At 73.2% G+C, this 17,144-nt stretch carries 13 protein-coding genes; 8 read left to right on the top strand and 5 right to left on the bottom strand.

Features of this window, described 5'->3' with window-relative positions; translation table 11 throughout:
- The first annotated feature begins 68 nt into the window (after positions 1 to 68).
- Together ACOOHC_RS13665 and mnmA are read left to right on the top strand one after the other, a co-directional pair.
- Entirely contained in the window at positions 69 to 1,256 is a 1,188-nt protein-coding gene (locus tag ACOOHC_RS13665) for a cysteine desulfurase family protein (RefSeq protein ID WP_420450960.1), read from the top strand.
- Between the two features lie 64 nt (positions 1,257 to 1,320).
- Entirely contained in the window at positions 1,321 to 2,352 is a 1,032-nt protein-coding gene (gene mnmA, locus ACOOHC_RS13660) for a tRNA 2-thiouridine(34) synthase MnmA (protein ID WP_420453804.1), read from the top strand.
- Positions 2,353 to 2,382: 30 nt separating this feature from the next.
- Here the strand turns inward: mnmA and ACOOHC_RS13655 are convergent, their stop codons facing one another.
- Positions 2,383 to 3,330, bottom strand: a complete 948-nt coding sequence (locus tag ACOOHC_RS13655) for a hypothetical protein (RefSeq protein ID WP_420450959.1) — start codon at positions 3,328 to 3,330, stop codon at positions 2,383 to 2,385.
- A gap of 237 nt (positions 3,331 to 3,567) precedes the next feature.
- On the opposite strand from ACOOHC_RS13655, the gene ACOOHC_RS13650 reads away from it, so the two are divergent.
- Positions 3,568 to 4,620: a hypothetical protein gene (locus tag ACOOHC_RS13650; RefSeq protein WP_420450958.1), complete on the top strand. Its 1,053-nt coding sequence runs from the start codon at positions 3,568 to 3,570 to the stop codon at positions 4,618 to 4,620.
- A gap of 108 nt (positions 4,621 to 4,728) precedes the next feature.
- Positions 4,729 to 6,843: an NAD-dependent DNA ligase LigA gene (gene ligA / locus ACOOHC_RS13645; protein ID WP_420450957.1), complete on the top strand. Its 2,115-nt coding sequence runs from the start codon at positions 4,729 to 4,731 to the stop codon at positions 6,841 to 6,843.
- 22 nt (positions 6,844 to 6,865) lie between these two features.
- Here ligA and ACOOHC_RS13640 read toward each other — a convergent pair whose 3' ends face one another.
- Positions 6,866 to 7,495: a hypothetical protein gene (locus ACOOHC_RS13640; protein WP_420450956.1), complete on the bottom strand. Its 630-nt coding sequence runs from the start codon at positions 7,493 to 7,495 to the stop codon at positions 6,866 to 6,868.
- 54 nt (positions 7,496 to 7,549) lie between these two features.
- Between ACOOHC_RS13640 and ACOOHC_RS13635 the strand changes: the two genes are divergently transcribed.
- Entirely contained in the window at positions 7,550 to 10,351 is a 2,802-nt protein-coding gene (locus ACOOHC_RS13635; RefSeq protein ID WP_420450955.1) for a PASTA domain-containing protein, read from the top strand.
- A 55-nt stretch (positions 10,352 to 10,406) separates the two neighbouring features.
- On the top strand, positions 10,407 to 11,285 hold the full coding sequence (locus ACOOHC_RS13630) for an SDR family oxidoreductase (protein WP_420450954.1): 879 nt from the start codon (positions 10,407 to 10,409) through the stop codon (positions 11,283 to 11,285).
- Positions 11,286 to 11,342: 57 nt separating this feature from the next.
- On the opposite strand, the gene ACOOHC_RS13625 is transcribed toward ACOOHC_RS13630, so the two are convergent.
- Positions 11,343 to 11,774, bottom strand: coding sequence for an SCP2 sterol-binding domain-containing protein (locus ACOOHC_RS13625; RefSeq protein WP_420450953.1), 432 nt, complete (start codon positions 11,772 to 11,774; stop codon positions 11,343 to 11,345).
- 84 nt (positions 11,775 to 11,858) lie between these two features.
- Between ACOOHC_RS13625 and ACOOHC_RS13620 the strand changes: the two genes are divergently transcribed.
- On the top strand, positions 11,859 to 13,088 hold the full coding sequence (locus ACOOHC_RS13620) for a hypothetical protein (protein WP_420450952.1): 1,230 nt from the start codon (positions 11,859 to 11,861) through the stop codon (positions 13,086 to 13,088).
- A gap of 131 nt (positions 13,089 to 13,219) precedes the next feature.
- Here the strand turns inward: ACOOHC_RS13620 and menC are convergent, their stop codons facing one another.
- Positions 13,220 to 14,335: an o-succinylbenzoate synthase gene (gene menC / locus ACOOHC_RS13615; protein WP_420453803.1), complete on the bottom strand. Its 1,116-nt coding sequence runs from the start codon at positions 14,333 to 14,335 to the stop codon at positions 13,220 to 13,222.
- Between the two features lie 65 nt (positions 14,336 to 14,400).
- On the bottom strand, positions 14,401 to 15,195 hold the full coding sequence (locus ACOOHC_RS13610) for a GNAT family N-acetyltransferase (RefSeq protein WP_420450951.1): 795 nt from the start codon (positions 15,193 to 15,195) through the stop codon (positions 14,401 to 14,403).
- A 212-nt stretch (positions 15,196 to 15,407) separates the two neighbouring features.
- Here ACOOHC_RS13610 and serA point away from each other — a divergent pair, with 212 nt between their 5' ends.
- Positions 15,408 to 16,973: a phosphoglycerate dehydrogenase gene (gene serA, locus ACOOHC_RS13605; protein WP_420450950.1), complete on the top strand. Its 1,566-nt coding sequence runs from the start codon at positions 15,408 to 15,410 to the stop codon at positions 16,971 to 16,973.
- The last annotated feature ends 171 nt before the right edge of the window (positions 16,974 to 17,144 follow it).

Here is a 17,144-nt window from a genome sequence, read left to right as displayed (position 1 = left end):
CGTGGGCATCTTCGCACCGCGGACCGATCCACGTGCGGAGGGGGTCGTGGTTGCCTACCCTCGGGCGGGTGAGCCCCGCGATCACCTACCTCGACCACGCCGCATCGACCCCGATGCGCCCGGCGGCGATCGAGGCGATGATGCCGTTCCTCGCCACGAACTACGCCAACCCGTCGGGGTCGCACCGCTTCGCACGTGCGGCGCGCCTCGCCGTCGACGAGTCGCGCGATCTCGTGGCCGCCACCATCGGGTGCCGACCCGACGAGGTGGTCTTCACGGGGTGCGGCACCGAGAGCGACAACACGTCGATCCTCGGCGCCGTGGCCCGCGCCGGAGGTCGGGCGGTCTGCTCGGCGGCCGAGCACCACGCGGTGCTGCACCCGGTCGAGGCGACGGGCGGGGTGGTGGTCGGTGCGGACCGCTTCGGTCGCATCGATCTCGACGAGCTCACCGCCGTGCTCGAGACGGCCGCCGACGACGGCGGCGACGGCCGGGGGGTGTGCGTCGTCAGCGTGATGGCGGTGAACAACGAGGTCGGCACGATCAGCGACGTGGCGGCGGTGGCCGAGATCGTCCGTCGCCTCGCGCCGGGCGCGCTCGTGCACACCGATGCCGTCCAGGCGCCGACCTGGGTCGATCTGCGCACCCTCGTCGACCACGTCGATCTCATGTCGCTCAGCGCGCACAAGTTCGGCGGGCCGAAGGGGACCGGGATCCTCGTCGAGCGCGGCGGGCCGCGCGTCGCCCCGCTGATCGTGGGCGGCGGCCAGGAGCGAGGACGTCGCAGCGGCACCCACGACGTCGCCGGGATCGTCGCCACGGCGACCGCGCTCGCGATCACCGATGCCGAGCGCGACGCCGAGGACGCCCGCCTGCGGACCCTGCGCGACGGCCTCGTCGACTCGATCACCGGCTCCCTCGACGACGTCGTGGAGACCATCGGGCGCGACGACGACGGCGTCGCCAAGGTGGCCGGGTCGGCGCACCTGTGCATCGGCGGCGTCGAGTCCGAGGCGCTGCTCTACCTCCTCGACGAAGCCGGGGTGTGCGCCTCGGCGGCGAGCGCGTGCGCGAGCGGGGCGATGGAGCCGTCGCACGTCCTGGCCGCGATGGGCGTCGACCGGCAGGTCGCGCTCGGGGCGCTGCGGCTGAGCCTCGGCCACGCCACGACCGCGACCGATGTCGAGCGTGGCGCCGAGGTGATCGTCGACGCCGTGTCCCGCCTCCGCTCGCGCTCGATGGCGCTGCGGTCCTGAGCGCTGCCGTTCCGCAGGCGACGGGACCGCCGGAGGTGCCTCCTAGCCTGACGTCGTGAAGGTGATGTGCGCGATGAGCGGGGGAGTGGACTCCTCGGTGGCGGCTCACCTCCTCGTCGAGGCCGGCCACGACGTCGTCGGGGTGACGCTGAAGCTGTGGGGAGGCGAGTCCGACACGGGGTGCTGCTCGGTGTCCGACGTCGACGACGCCCGGCGAGTCGCCCAGCAGATCGGGATCGACCACCTGGTGTTCAACTTCTCGGACGACTTCGGGGCCCACGTCGTCGAGCCCTACGTGCGCGACCACGCCCGTGGATCGACGCCGAACCCGTGCATCGAGTGCAACCGTTCCGTCAAGTTCTCCCGCCTGGCGGAGCGGGCCGACCTGCTGGGGTTCGACGCGGTCGCGACCGGCCACCACGCGTCGATCGGTCGGTCGGCCGACGGGACCCTGACGCTCGAGCGCGGCCACGACGCCACGAAGGACCAGAGCTACGTCGTGCACATGCTCGACCAGCGCGACCTCGCGCGCACGATGTTCCCCGTCGGGTCGATGGACAAGTCCGAGGTCCGCGCCCGGGCGGTCGCGATCGGTCTGCGCACGGCGGGCAAGCCCGACAGCCAGGACGTCTGCTTCATCACCTCGACCCACGGTCGGCGGTCCTTCCTCGGCGAGCGGATCCCGCTCCGATCCGGCACCGTGGTCGACACCTCGGGTTCGACGGTGGGCGCGGTCGAGTCGGTCGAGATGGTGACCGTCGGCCAACGGCGCGGCCTCGGTCTGGGGGGCGGACCGAAGCGCTACGTCGTCGACGTCGACGTCGACGAGCGCGTGGTGACGGTCGGTGCCGCCGACGACCTCGTGCGCACCGGGCTCGTGGTCGCCGACGTCGGGTGGGTCGACGAGCCGGTCGTCGGCGCGGTGCGCGTGCAGTGCAGCGCCCACGGTCGAGCCGCACCGGGGTGGGCGACCCACGTCGACGGGCGGGTCCACGTCGAGTGGGCGCGACCGCGGCCCCGCGTCGCGCCGGGTCAGAGCGTCGTCCTCTACGACGAGTCCGATCGACGGGTCCTCGGCGGCGGGACCTGCACCTGAGCCCCGATGCCGGCGGAGCTCGCCGGCTCCTCAGCGGATCGGGAGTCGCCGCTCGGCGGCGAGGCGCAGCGCGGCTCCGGGGCGGCTCGGAGCGACCAGGAAGCCGACCATGTGGATCGCGACGCCGTCGGGGTCGCGGGGTGTGAAGGCGAAGACCGTCGACACCTGCTCGCTGGTGCTCACCTCGATGGCGAAGCCGCTCGCCGGCCCCGTCAGGTCCGCGGCCTCGGTCCCGGTGCGCGCGAGACCGATGCCGGCGATCTTCTCGGCGCGCACCATCAGGGTGTCGGCGAGCACGACCGGGTCGTGGACGACGAGACCGGCGGGGACGAGGACCAGCCACCTCCTGGACAGGCGGTGCCAGCGGGGGCCGAGGAGGATCGTCGCCGCGGCGGCGACGAGGCCGAGCGGGATGCCGACCGCCCAGCGCGACGAGGCGAGGGCGAGCGGGGCGGCCACCACGCAGGCGGCCCAGGCGAACCAGGTCACGACCGCGGCGGTCCCCGCCGCGACGGGGGCGCGCAACGGGAGGCGGTGCTCGTCGCCGTAGGCCGACGCCTGCACCATCCAACGTCCGAGCTCCGCGGTGTAGATCGTCGCGACGGCGACGAACGCGGGCACGCACAGCAGGGCGATTTCGAGCGCCGGCGCGCCGGCCAGCGCGCTCACGACCCCGGCGACGATCGCGAGGGGCGACGCCACCCGGGCGACGGTGAGCGAGACCACCGACGGGATCGCCAGCGCGAGGGCGACGATCGCGAACCCCACCCAGCCCCCGATGGCCGCGACCCACCCGACCGCCGGGGTGCGACCGTCGGTCGCGGACTCGAGGGCCGTGCCGCCGAGGACCGCGACCAGCACCCACGCCACCCGGGCGCCCCAGCTGAGCGCTCGGGTGGTGGTGGAGGTCGTGCCGGCGCCCTGCGACGGCGGCAGCTGGGTCGGTTCGTCCGCGTCGTCGTCGGCGGGGTCGGACATGGGTCCCACCCTGGCCGATCCGCCGCCGACCCGACCAACGGTGCGCGTGCCATCGGTCACCGACCTCGGGGCGAACGGCGCCGGTCGCCGACCACCGGCCGCCGAGGGTGACCCGTCGACGGCGACGGTCCGCGACGTGGATGGATCCGTCGAAGGATTCGTCAGGGACCGGGGGGTCCCGCGATCATCGGAACGTGGGCACCAGGGCACGACCGGCGCGATCGGCCGGAGGATGAGGTGAGCGCCGACTCGCCGGGGGGTCGGGGCGACCGCCTCCCGGACGCGGTCGTCCCCTTCTCCGGAGGCCAGTCGATCGGCATCGGCAGCCTCCCGCACCGAGACCGGGGAGCCGCAGCGGCGTTCGCGCTCTCCGAGTTCGACATCGCCACCGTCCCGTCGCTCCCCATGCGCTCCTCCGCCGAGGGCATGGTCGCGCAGGCCGTCGCCGGACTCCCCGGTGTGTCGTTCGGGCAGTACGGCAGCTGCGCGATCGACCCGATCGCGCTGGTGCGCGACCACCGCATCACGACCGATCTGTCCGGTGAGGCCTTCGAGGGTCTGCGTGCGTTCGTCGACCTCGCCGTGCGGGTGCACCACGACGGGGCGCCGGTGAAGTGGCAGTTCGTGGGCCCGGTGACCCTCGGGGTCGCCCTCGCCCGCGCGGGGGTGCGCCACGACCGGGCGTTCGAGATCGCCGCCGAGGCGGTGCGCCACCACGTGTCGGAGATCTCCTCGGCACTGCGGCGGGCGCTGCCGTCGAGCCCTCAGCTGATGCTCCTCGACGAACCGTGGCTCGTCGACCTGATGCGCCCCGACTTCCCGATCCCGCCCGACGTGGCGGTGGATCTGATCTCGACCGGGATGGCCGCGGTCGGGAGCGAGGCCGCGTTCGGCCTGCACTGCTGCGGCCGCTGCGACATCGCGACGATGCTCGAGACCGGCCCGCAGGTCATCTCGATCCCGGTCGCCGACGAGCTCGTCGAGTACGCCGGCTACCTCGGCCGGTTCGTCGACGGCGGAGGCGTCATCGCCTGGGGGGTCGTGCCGACCACGGGCCCCGTCACGATGCGCCCCGACCGGTACTGGCGTCGGCTGAGCGATCTCTGGTCGTCGCTGTCCGAGCGCGGCGTCGACGCGGGGATGCTGCGTCGCCAGAGCCTGATCACCCCCGAGTGCGGGTTCTCCCGCCACCAGGTGTCCACGGCGCGCCGCATCGCACGGATGAGCTCGGAGATCGGGCACCGGGTCAACGGCCAGGCGATGGCGAGCCGGCTCGGCCTCGGCGCCTGAGCGCCCCTGGCCGGCACCCGGCGCCCGCTCGCACCCGATCCCGCAGCCCTCCGGGCCCGACCTGCGTCGGAGTTCGGCGACGCGGGCGGCCGGGTACCGTTCGAGCCGATGACCGAGGTGCCCGGCGAGCGCGCAGACGAGCTGAGGTCGCTCATCGCGCACCACGACGAGCGCTACCACACCCTCGACGATCCCGAGATCGCCGACTCGGAGTACGACGAGCTCGTGCGCGAGCTGCGCTCGCTCGAGGCCGAGCACCCCGACCTGATCACCCCCGACTCGCCGACGAACACCGTCGGCGGCGCGATCAGCGCCACCTTCTCGGCCGTCGAGCACCACGTCCCGATGATGAGCCTCGACAACGCGATGGACGCGGCCGAGCTCACGGCGTGGGCCGAGCGCGTCGAGCGCGGCCTCGACGGTTCCGCCCCGACCTTCGTGTGCGAGCTGAAGTTCGATGGCCTCGCGATGAGCCTGCGCTACGAGGACGGCGCACTCGTGCGCGCCGCGACCCGCGGCGACGGGCGCACGGGGGAGGACGTCACCGCGAACGTCGCGACGATCGACGACGTGCCCCGCCGGCTCGAGGTCGACTCCCCGCCGACGGTCCTCGAGGTGCGCGGGGAGGTGTACATGTCGGTCTCGGCGTTCGAGCGGCTCAACGAGCGGGCGGCGGCCGCCGGCGACAAGGCGTTCGTCAACCCCCGCAACTCCGCCGCCGGGAGCCTGCGGCAGAAGGACCCGGCGAAGACCGCCGAGCGGGAGCTGTCGTTCTTCGGCTACGCGCTGGGAGCGCTCGAAGGCGACCACGCCGACGCGGCGACGACGCACCGTGGCGAGCTCGACCTGATCCGGTCGCTCGGCCTGCCCGTCGACGACCACGTCACCTCGTTCACGTCGATCGACGACGTCGCCGCGCACTGCCTGCACTGGCAGGAGCACCGCCACGACCTCGACTACGAGATCGACGGGGTGGTGGTCAAGGTCGACGACCTCGCCCAGCGCGACCGGCTCGGGTTCACGTCGCGCGCGCCACGGTGGGCCATCGCGTACAAGTTCCCCCCCGAGGAGCGCACCACCGCGCTGCTCGACATCCAGGTCTCGGTCGGTCGGACGGGGCGTGCGACGCCGTTCGCCGTGCTCGACCCCGTCTTCGTCGGCGGGTCCACCGTCGGCATCGCGACCCTCCACAACCAGGACCAGGTGGCGGCCAAGGACGTCCGCCCCGGTGACACCGTCGTCGTGCGCAAGGCGGGCGACGTCATCCCCGAGGTGGTGGGCCCGATCCTGTCGGCGAGACCCCCCGGCAGCGAGCCGTGGGTGTTCCCGTCCGACTGCCCGGTGTGCGAGAACCCCCTCGTGCGCCCCGAGGGCGAGGCCGACACGCGCTGCGTGGCCCCCGACTGCCCCGCCCAGCGCGACCAGAAGATCGCCTACTTCGCCACGCGCGGCGCGATGGACATCGAGGGCCTCGGCGAGCAGATGGTCGAGAAGCTGACGACCGCCGGGCTCGTGCGCGACCCGGCCGACCTCTACGCCCTCTCGGTCGACCAGCTCGTGGAGCTCGAGCGGGTCGGTCTCACGAGCGCCCGGAACCTGGTGGGAGAGATCGAGCGCTCGAAGGGGCGGCCGCTGCCCAAGCTGCTCACCGCGCTCGGCATCCGTCACCTCGGCCCGGCGGCGTCGGCCGCGCTCGTCGCGGAGTTCCACACCCTCGACGCGATCACCTCGAGGTCGGTGGAGGAGCTGGCGGCGGTCGACGGCGTGGGCGAGGTCATCGCGCGCACGATCGACGGGTGGTTCTCCCAGGAGACCAACCGCGCCTACATCGAGAGGTTGCGTGCGGCGGGGGTGAGCTTCGGCGACCCGGACGCCGCCCGGCGCGCGGCCGAGGCGCGCGCCGCGACGCCGCAGACCCTCGAGGGCCGCTCGGTGGTCGTCACCGGGACGCTGGCCGGCTTCAAGCGCGACGACACCGTCGAGGCGATCACGTCGCGCGGGGGGACGAGCCCGGGCAGCGTGAGCAGGAAGACCTTCGCGCTCGTCGCCGGGGAGTCGGCAGGTGCGAGCAAGCTGACCAAGGCCGAGTCGCTCGGCGTGCCGGTGATCGACGAGGCCGAGTTCGTGGCGCTGCTCGACTCCGGAGACCTGCCCGAGCGCTTCGCCGACCCCGAACCCGAACCCGAGCCCGAGCCCGAGCCGGCGTCCGACCCCGACGGGTGAGTGCGATGCCGGGCGTTCGTCGTCAGACGACGTCGAACGACCAGCGGTAGCTGCGCGCCCCGTCGTCGCGACCGTCGGCGACCCTCCAGAAGATCACCTGCACGGAGTTGCGACCCTGCGGGAAGCTCTGGATCACGGCGTCGTCGCTGGGGCGGAACTCGATGCGGCTGTTGCCCGGATCGAACACGGCGGTCGGAGGGACGGCGATCTGCTCGCCGGGGGCGACGTCTCCGTCGAACTCCCCGATGCGCGTCGTCTCGAGCTCGACGCCGTTGACGACGAGGGCCGCTTCGTAGCCGAACTCCAGGTCGACGATCACCTGCTCCTGCTGCTGCACCTGCTGGGCGCGCTCCACCGGCGCGATGTCCTCGATCGCGTCGGGACGGTCGATGCCGTCCATCCCCGTGATCGCGCTCGTCACCGCCCACGCGATCGCCACCAGCCCGCAGGCGATGACGAGCGAGGGGACGAGCAGACCCCAGTCCAGCCGGCGGCGATCGCGGGACGGGTCGAGGTCGTCGATCTCGTCGTCCGTCGTCGCCGACGGACCGGTTCCCCCCGCCGCGACGGGAGCGGTGTCGGCGGTCGCCGAATCGTCGCCGAGCGCGTCGGCGGCCGACGTCCCGGGTCGGTCGGGATCGGGATCGGTCACCGCTCCAGTGTGCCCGCCCCGAGGCCGAACGTGCGGGCGGTAGCGTCTCGTGCGGTGAGGAACGACCACGCCACGGCCGGTCTGTGGGGCTCGGAGGAGCTCGACGACACGGTCATCGCCGGCCGCTACCGCGTGGTGCGCGTCGCGTCGTCGGGGGCCAGCTCCGTCCTCCTCGACGCCATCGACCTCGAGGGCTCCGACCCGGTCAGCGTCAAGATGGTGCGGCCCGAGCTCGCGCGCGGCGAGGAGTTCCGACGCAAGTTCCGGCGCCTCGCCGAGGTGTCCCACGCGCTCACCCACCCGAACATCCTCTCGGTCACCGACTGGGGGGAGATCGACGTCGGCGACTCCTCGACGGTGTTCTGGACGGTGGACGCCCTCGGGGGCGGGAGCCTGCGCGACCTGCTCGACCGGGGCCGCCTGCTCGAGCCCGGCCAGGCCCTCGTGGTCGGGCTGGAGGCGTGCCGCGCCCTGGACGCAGCCCACCAGAAGGGCCTGTTCCACACCGAGATCACACCGTCGAAGATGGTCTTCGGCGTCGACCGGCGATTGCGCCTCGTCGATTTCGGCATGGCGCGGCTGATCGCCGAGCCGAACTGGATCGACATGGCCACGGTGCCGACCCACGTCGCGCGCTACGCGTCTCCCGAGCAGGCCCTCGGCCTGCCGATCGACGCGAAGACCGACGTCTACGCGCTCGCCCTCGTGCTGATCGAGGCCGTCACGGGGTCGGTGCCCTTCGCCGCCGACTCGACGGTCGCCACGCTGGCGGCCCGCGTCGATCGCCTGATGCCGGTGTCGGCCGACCTCGGCGGGCTGGCGTCCGTGCTCGAGCGCGCCGGCCGGCCCGAAGGCCCCGACCGGTTCACGGCCGCCGAGCTGGGTCGTGCCCTCGTGAAGGTCGCTCCCCGGCTCCCCAAGCCCGAGCCGATCCCCGTCATCGCCAGCGGGTCGTTCGACTCGATCGCGATGCGCCGCCCCGACGACCCCACGGGTGGTGTCGAGCGCCCGGCGCCGCCCGCCGCCGGGCCGGCCTCGGCCGGGGCGCGCGACCCCGGCGCGGGGCTCGACCCGGCTCCGGCGGCGGACCTGGCGGCACCGCGCCCGGGTGCGGCACCGGCGGCGGGCCCGACCCCCGCCGAGACGATCGACGACGGGTCGACCGACCTCCCGACGGTGCCCGGCGACGCCCTCCTCAACGCGATCCCGGTGGCGGCCGGATCCGTCGAGTCGACCGGCCACGCCGCGACGGGCGACGACGACGCACCGATCGAGACGGGCGACGACGACGCACCGATCGAGACGGGCGACGACGACGCACCGATCGAGACGGGCGACGAGAACCCCGTGGAGCCGCCCGCCGGATCGCCGTCGGAGGCGGGCGCGGACTCGCCGGACGAGGAGGTCTCCGCCGTCTCGCCGGACCCGGACGTCGATCCCGACCGGGTCGAGTCGACCACGGGGGGCGACGACGCCTCCGGGGTCCCGATCGCGACGGCGGCCGTGCTGGCCACGCTCGGCGACGAGGGCGGGGCCGAGCGGTCCGCGCAGCCCGCGACCGTCGATGTCTCCGCCGACGACCCCGGAGCGGGCGCGCCGGAGGACGAGGCCGACACGCCCGACGCGGCGCGCACCGGCACGGCGGGGTCCGGTGGCGACGGGACCGCCGACCTGGCCGCCGACGACCCCGAACCGGACGGCGACTCCGAGTCGGACGCCGATCCCGTCGACGAGGCGGACGCCGATCCCGTCGACGAGGCGGACGCCGATCCCGTCGACGAGTCGGACGCCGATCCCGTCGACGAGGCCGACGCCGACGCCGCCGACGTCGCGGGGTCGACCCTCGTCCTGCCGGTCTCGGCCGCGCCGGACGCCTCGACCTCGCCACCGCCCGGCCCGGGCGCGATCGACGACGCCGAGCGCTCGCCGCGACGCCGCGGCCCGGTCGTCGCGCTCGTCGTGCTCCTGGTCGTCGGCCTCGCCGCTCTCGGCTACGCGGGCTCCCTGCTGCTCGCGACGAAGTCGTTCACGGTCCCGTCCCTCGCCGGGGTCCCCCGCGACGAGGCGCTGAACCAGATCGCCGGCAACGACTGGCGGGTGGTGACCGAGCCCGAGCGCAGCGATTCGTTCCCCGAGACGGGGACCGTCATCCGGACGGACCCGGGGGCGGGGACCGAGCTCGACGAGGGATCCGACTTCCTGCTCGTGCTCAGCGCCGGTCCTGAGTTCCGCACCCTGCCCGAGCTCACCGAGCTCGGTGTCGACGCGGCGGCGGCCCGCCTGTCGGAGCTCGGCCTGACCGCGCGCGAAGCCGACGAGCGCACCTTCTCCGAGACCGTCGACGCGGGGACGGTGGTGTCGTGGCAGGTCGAGGGCGACGTCGGTGGCGATCTCGTGGCCGGCGCCCGCATCCTCCCCGGCGAGACCGTCGTGCTCACCGTGTCGGCCGGCCCCGAGCCGCGCGTCGTACCCGACCTGGCGGGCCGCACCGCGGAGGCGGCGGAGGCCGAGCTCGCCGATCTCGGTCTCGAGCTCGGTCGTGACGACGACGTGTTCAGCGACGAGGGCGCCCCCGGTTCGATCGTCGAGCAGCGCCCCGCCTCGGGCGAGGAGGTCGCCCGGGACTCCGTCGTCACGGTCACGGTGTCGCGCGGACCCGACGTGGCGGCGTTCCCCGAGCTGGCGGGGCTCTCCTACACGGACGCCGTCGACCTGCTGGTCGAGCGGGGACTGGCGGTCGGATCCCTGCTCGGGACCACCGGCGGGACCTTCGTCGAGGCGAGCGTCGACGGCGAGGAGGTCCCGCCCGGGCGCGAGCTCCGGCGCGGCACGGTGGTCGACCTCGTCTTCCTCTGAGCGCTCGCCGAGGTGATTTGCGCCGACGCACGCGGTGATCGCTACGGTGCGGCCCATGACGTCTCTGGACGGACGAGTCGCGATCATCACCGGTGCCGGGCGTGGCATCGGGCGCGAGCACGCCCTGCTCTTCGCCTCCCTCGGTGCGCGGGTCGTGGTCAACGATCGGGGCGGGACCAACGACGGGTCGGGGTCCGACGACGGCCCGGCCGAAGAGGTCGTCGCCGAGATCCGTGACGCCGGGGGGGAGGCCGTCGCGAGCAACGACGACGTCGCCGACTGGTCGGGCGCCCACGACCTCGTGCGCACGGCGGTCGACGCGTACGGAGATCTCGACATCCTCGTGAACAACGCCGGGATCCTGCGCGACCGCACGATCGTGAACATGACCGAGGACGAGTGGGACGACGTCGTGACCGTCCACATGAAGGGGCACTTCGCGCCGACCCACCACGCGGCGGTCTACTGGCGCCAGGAGCACAAGGCCGAGCGAGCCAAGCGACGGAACCTGGTGCACACCTCGAGCACGTCGGGTCTGTTCGCCAACCCGGGGCAGGGGAACTACGGAGCGGCGAAGTCCGGGATCGCGACGTTCAGCCAGATCGCCGCGAAGGAGCTGTCGCGCTACGACGTCGTCAGCAACTGCATCGCCCCCGGTGCGCGCACCCGCCTGACGCTGGCGACACCCGGCCTCGAGGACATCATCGCCCCGAAGGACAGCGGGTTCGACGAGTGGGACCCGGCCAACATCTCGCCGGTCGTCGCCTACCTGTCGAGCGAGAGGTGCGCGTTCAACGGTGCGACGTTCTTCGTGCAGGGCGGGGTCGTCAAGCGGGTCGATCCGTGGGCGATGGGCGACAGCGTCGAGCAGGACGAGAAGTGGACGATCGACACCCTCGCCGACGCTCTCGAGACCTACGCCGACGACACCTGACGCCGCACCGGACGGGCGGCGTCGCCCGATCCGGGCACGCTTCGTCACCGGCGCCCGTCAGGCCGTGATGTCCTTGATCTCCTGGGCGATCTTCTCGGACGCCTCGTTCGACGGCAGCGACGTCTGCATCGCCATCAGCTTCATCATGTCGCCCTGGACCTTCACCCGGCCGCCCATGAACAGCTGCATCGCCATCGCCGGGTCCTGGTCGACGAAGATCACCCGTGCGGCCTCGTAGTCGGTCGTCACCGTGACGTCGGGGTCCTCGAGCTCGCCCAGCTCCATCTCGACGCTGCCCGAGGTGGTGTCGAGGTAGCTGTGCACCGTGCCCTCGTCGAACGGGACGTCGGTGACGACCTGGTTGATCTTCAGGTCCGCGACGACCTCGGGGACCTCGTCGGCGTACTTCTCCCGGATGTCGCGCGCCGCGGCGATCCACTCTTCGGACAGGAACGGGTACGGCATAGTGGCGACGACCATACCCGCCATGCGTGCCGCCCCGCCCGAACCGCAGCCGGAGGGTACGATCCGGCCGTGCAGAGGCGGGGACGGAGGGATCGCCGACGGCGTCGGGTGACGCCGTCGGACGGGGCGCGGCGAGCGGTCGCCGCGCTGGTGGTCATCGGGCTCGCGGCGTGCACCTCGTCGGATCGTGGGTCGTCGACGTCGGATCCGCCACCGACGGCGACCGCGGGGGCGGCGAGCGCGGCGGACGCGCTCGAGCGAGAGACGCCTGCGACCTCGAGGCCCGCCGCCGACCGGATCTCCGATCCGACCGACCGCCCCCCGGCCGGGCCGCCGCGCGAGCCGGACGGCGGCACGCCGCACGCTCCGGCGACGGTTCCGTCGGCCGACGCGGTCGCCGCGCCGGCCGACGGCGCGGGGGCACCGACCCCGGACGGGGTCCCCGACCCGTGGCGCGTCCAGGTCTCGCGCGACGACGTGTCGAGCGACGTCCTCGTCCACCAGTACACCGCCGGCGGCCACTGCGATCCGAGCGTCGTGAACGACCACGGGGTCGTGGTGTCGATGCGGTTCGTCGTCCACGGCGAGCTCCAGGAGCCGTGCCACCCGCCTCACGACCCCTCGCCGGACCCCCAGGTGCCGCAGGACGCGTGGCCGGCGACCGGCGGCGCGCACGATCCGCGCCTGGTCGAGGTGTGGTCGACCTTCGTCGAGCTCGTCCCCGCCCACCACCGGGCCGACGTCGACCTGCTGGTGGGCTTCGAGCGCTGCCGGTCGTGCGACGCGCTCGCGTTCGTCCGGGCGCTCGACGACCGCGGCGAGTTCACCGCGCTCGCCGTCGATCTCGACGCGGCGGGTCGGGACCCCGGCGAACTGCGCTTCACCCTCGTCCACGAGCTCGCCCACGTGATCACCCGGCGCGTCCCCGACCAGTTCGATCCCGGTGCCGCACCGGGCGGGTGCGCGTCCCCCGGTGCCCGGTCGGCGTGCTTCGCGCCGGGCTCGATGATGGCGGACTGGATCGGGGACTTCTGGAACGGCGAGGACCTCGGTGCGGGCGCGACGGCAGCACCTGCTGTCGACCGCTCGATCGTCGATCGGTGCGACGCGGACGCGGGCTTCGTCGGTGCCTACGCCGCGACCGGCCCGGAGGAGGACTTCGCCGAGTCGTTCGCGACCTACGTCTTCGACGTGGAGGTCGGTGCCGCGCTCGACGCCAAGCTCGCCTTCTTCGACCGCCGACCCGAGCTGCGCCACGTCCGCGATCGCGTGCGCATGCTCGCGGGCGGCGGGATCGACGTCGGACGCGAGGCGTGCGCGGGAGTGCTGTCGCGCTGAGCGCGACGGCACGCCCGCGCGAGCATCCGACCGCGTCGGACGCGCTCTCGCCGTGCGTCGACGTCGCGGCCCGTCGCGACGCCGACCGGCCCGGCCGGAGAACGCCCCGGAGGGGGTGGTGGGCGGGGTCGTCAGGGCGTGGTCGGCAGGGTCGTCGACGCGGTCGTCACGTCGTCCATCGCGCCGGGGTCGACCCCGAAGCCCATCCCCGGCGTGGTCGGGACCGTGACGTGGCCGCCGTCCAGGGTGATCGGGTCGACCACCACGTCGCGGGCGTAGAACCGGTTCGACGCGCTGATGTCGCCGGGCAGCTCGAAGCCCGGCAGCGCGGCGAGGGATGCGTTCGCGCCCCTCCCGATCCCGGTCTCGATCATGCCCCCGCACCACACGGGGATCCCCCGCGCCCGGCACAGATCGTGGATCCGCACCGCCTCGAGGTACCCGCCGACCCGGCCGGGCTTGATGTTCGCGATCTCGCACGCGCCGAGTTCGATCGCGTCCTGCGTGGTGGCGGCCGACACGAGCGACTCGTCGAGGCAGATCGGCGTCACCACCTCCTCGGCCAACCGGGCGTGGCCGACGATGTCCTCCTCCGGGAGGGGCTGCTCGACGAGGAGCAGATCGTACTCGTCGAGGCGCGCCAGGTGGGAGCCGTCGGTTCGGCGGTAGGCGGTGTTCGCGTCGACCTGCAGCGGGGTGTCGGGGCCGATCATCGCGCGCACGGCCGCGACGTGGTCGACGTCGGCCCCCGGCTCGATCTTCAGCTTGATCCGCACGTACCCGTCCTCGAGGTACCCCGACACGGTGCGCAGCAGGTCGTCGACGGAGTCGTGGATGCCGACGCTCACCCCGCTCGGGATGCGCACCGGACCGTGGTCGACGTCGACGCCGATGTGGGCCGCGAACGACCGCCCCGCCGCGCGCAGCTGGGCGTCGAGGACGGCCATCTCGAGCGCGGCCTTGGCCATCGGGTGCCCGTGGACGGGGGCGAGGCGGCCGGCGACACGGGCGGCGTCGAAGCCGCCGTCGCGCTCGGGATCGTCGACGAGCCGCCCGACGAGGTGGTGCTCGAGCACGTGCTGGGCGCCGTCGACGTACTCGGCGGAGTAGGTCGGCTGCGCCAGGGCGACGCACTCCCCCCAGCCGTCGGCGTCGGGTGAGCCCGACGCGACGATCGCGCGCACGAGCAGGATGTCGCGCGACGTCTCGGTCCCGAAGCTCGTGCGGAACGGGGTGACCAGCGGCATCGCGATCCGGCGCAGCTCGAAGGCGGTGATCTCGACGGGATCCAGCCCGCCGCGTGCCGAGCCGCTCACCGCGACGCCTCGAGGACGTACTCGCCCCGCTGGGTGAACCCGACGACGCGGTCGCCGCGCTCGAGCGCCCCGACGAGGGCCGTGCGCGTCTCGCGCCGCCACCGTGCGACGGCCACGGGATCGGTCCGGCGCAGGGCGACGACGTCGTCGGGGGTCGCGATCAGGGTGCGCTCGCGGCCGTCGCCCGCCGCATCGGAGCCGTCGTGGGTGGCGGACTCGTCCGCCTCGGGGTCGTCGACCTCCCACGCGACCAGGAGCCGGTCGGAGTCGTCGCCGGCGTTGATCGAATCGCTCATCGTCCCGTAGAACGAGGGGAGGTACTCGTGGACCTCGGCGCCGAGCACCGCGATGTTGAACCAGGCGTTGCGTCGCACCAGGGGGTCGAAGGTCCACACGATCCAGTCGAGCTCCTGCTCGTGCGCCCACGCGCGCTGGTGGAGCTTCATCGCCCGACCGAGCCCCGATCGCCGCGCCCCCGGGAGCAACCCGGTGATGTGGCTGTGCAGGGCCGGTCGACCCTGGTGACGGGCGAGGATCGCGACCGACGCACCGAGCATCCGCTCCTCGCCCGCCCGCGTCTCGTAGGCCGCGCTGACGTACCCGCCCGAGTGGGTCACCGCCATGAGGATCTCGATCGTGACGAGCTGGGTGAGCGACCCCCACACCTGTTGGAAGACCTCGTCGAGCTCGGCCATCTCGTCGGCGGTGTGGAGGGTCCGGACCTCGATCCCGTCCGGCGGCGACGGGGACGCGCCGACCTCGTCGGCGCCGTTTCCGTCAATGTTGCTCATCGGTGCGCTCCGGGGTGGTAGGTGCCACGGGCCACACGGTAGGCCGTGCGTGCCGCGAGGGCGTGGCGAACCTCGGGACCGAGGCGGGTGCCGGCGGTCGAGGCGTCCACGTCCGCGTGCGGCGGTGTCGGTGGCCTGCGTGCGCGCGACGGTCGTCACGACCCGTCGAACCCGGTGGGACGGTGACCGCGGCGCTGATAGGCATGGGACCCATGGCACGCATCCTGGTGACCGAAGAGATCGCGGAGGGCGGGCTCGACCGCCTCCGCCAGGCCGGCCACGACGTCGACGTGCAGCTCGGGCTCGGGCCCGATCAGCTCGTCGAGGCGATCTCCGGGGCGTCCGCGCTGATCATCCGCTCGGCGACGTCGGTCACCGACGAGGTGCTCGCCGCGTCGCCCGAGCTGATGGTCGTCGGACGGGCCGGGATCGGCCTCGACAACGTCGACGTCTCCGCCGCCACCTCGCGCGGGGTGATGGTCGTCAACGCCCCCCAGTCGAACATCGTCTCGGCGGCGGAGCACACGATGGCGCTGCTGCTAGCCACGGCGCGCAACGTGCCCCAGGCCCACGCCGCGCTCGTCGACGGTCGCTGGGAGCGCGGCAAGTGGGAGGGCGTCGAGCTCGTCGACAAGACGCTCGGTGTGGTCGGCCTCGGCCGCATCGGCAAGCTCGTGGCCGATCGGGCCCGCGCCTTCGGGATGCGCATCGTGGCCTACGACCCCTTCGTGTCGGAGGACCGGGCGCGGCAGATGGGCGTCGAGCTGGTCGAGCTCGACCAGCTGGTGAGCGAGTCGGACTTCCTCACCGTCCACCTGCCGAAGACCCCCGAGACCGTGGGCCTGGTCGATCGCGACCTGCTGCTCAAGGCGAAGCCCTCGCTGCGCGTGATCAACGTCGCCCGGGGCGGCATCGTCGACGAGGCCGACCTGGCCGAGTGCCTGCGCGACGGGGTGATCGCCGGAGCCGGCCTCGACGTGTTCTCGACCGAGCCGACGACCGAGTCGCCGCTGTTCGACATCGACTCCGTCGTGGTGACCCCCCACCTCGGCGCGAGCACCCGCGAGGCGCAGGACAAGGCCGGCGACACGATCGCGTCGATGGTCGAGCTCGCGCTCGCAGGTGACTTCGTGCCGTTCGCGGTGAACGTGAGCGCGGCCGAGGCGAACGAGACGATCCGCCCGTTCCTGCCCCTCGCCGAGCGGCTCGGCAGCCTGTTCCAGTCGCTCGTCGGAGCGAACCCCGACGTGCTGGAGATCTGCATCGAGGGCGAGATCGCCGGCTACGACACCCGCATCCTCGACCTCGCGGTGCTCAAGGGCTACTTCGGGTCGATCAGCGAGGACCCGGTCACGTACGTCAACGCCCCCCAGATCGCGAAGGATCGCGGTCTCGACGTGCGTGACGTGAACTGCGCGACCTCCGCCGACTACGTCAACCTGATCACGATCACGGGTGGCGGTCACCGGATCAGCGGGACCCTGTCGGGACCGCGCACCGAGCAGCGGGTGGTCAACATCGACGGCGTCCCGTTCGACGTCCCTCCGGTCGACAACATGATCGTCGTGACCAACGACGACCGACCCGGCGTCATCGGCACGGTCGGGACGCTGCTCGGTTCGGCCGAGGTGAACATCGCCGACATGGACGTGAGCCGCGTCGCCGACGACGACAGCGCCGTGATGCTGATCGCCCCGACCAAGCCGGTCCCCGCGACCGTGCTCGACGAGCTCCGTCGAGCTCCGGGGATCGTGAGCGTCTCCGTCCTGTCGACCTGACCCGGAGCCCCCGGGCTCCACGGCAGCGGCCCGTACCACCGACCCTCGGTGGCGCTCGAACGCCCCACGAAGTGATCCGATCCCCCATCCGGGTGAATCGACCGCTGTTCTTCACGTTCGCGTCGAGGAGGGTTACCGTCCGGTTCGGCGGGCGGGAAGCGGTGCGCTCCA

The sequence above is a fragment of the Ilumatobacter sp. genome (assembly GCF_965215205.1).
Lineage (GTDB): Bacteria > Actinomycetota > Acidimicrobiia > Acidimicrobiales > Ilumatobacteraceae > Ilumatobacter_A.
This window is presented reverse-complemented; position numbering and strand designations above follow the sequence as displayed.

Excerpts from the sequence above, each read along its gene's own strand:
- mnmA (WP_420453804.1), top strand. The coding sequence starts at position 1,321 with ATGTGCGCGATGAGCGGGGGAGTGGACTCCTCGGTGGCGGCTCACCTC.
- ACOOHC_RS13655 (WP_420450959.1), bottom strand. The coding sequence starts at position 3,330 with ATGTCCGACCCCGCCGACGACGACGCGGACGAACCGACCCAGCTGCCG.
- ligA (WP_420450957.1), top strand. The coding sequence starts at position 4,729 with ATGACCGAGGTGCCCGGCGAGCGCGCAGACGAGCTGAGGTCGCTCATC.
- ACOOHC_RS13630 (WP_420450954.1), top strand. The coding sequence starts at position 10,407 with ATGACGTCTCTGGACGGACGAGTCGCGATCATCACCGGTGCCGGGCGT.
- ACOOHC_RS13625 (WP_420450953.1), bottom strand. The coding sequence starts at position 11,774 with ATGGCGGGTATGGTCGTCGCCACTATGCCGTACCCGTTCCTGTCCGAA.
- menC (WP_420453803.1), bottom strand. The coding sequence starts at position 14,335 with ATGCCGCTGGTCACCCCGTTCCGCACGAGCTTCGGGACCGAGACGTCG.
- ACOOHC_RS13610 (WP_420450951.1), bottom strand. The coding sequence starts at position 15,195 with ATGAGCAACATTGACGGAAACGGCGCCGACGAGGTCGGCGCGTCCCCG.
- serA (WP_420450950.1), top strand. The coding sequence starts at position 15,408 with ATGGCACGCATCCTGGTGACCGAAGAGATCGCGGAGGGCGGGCTCGAC.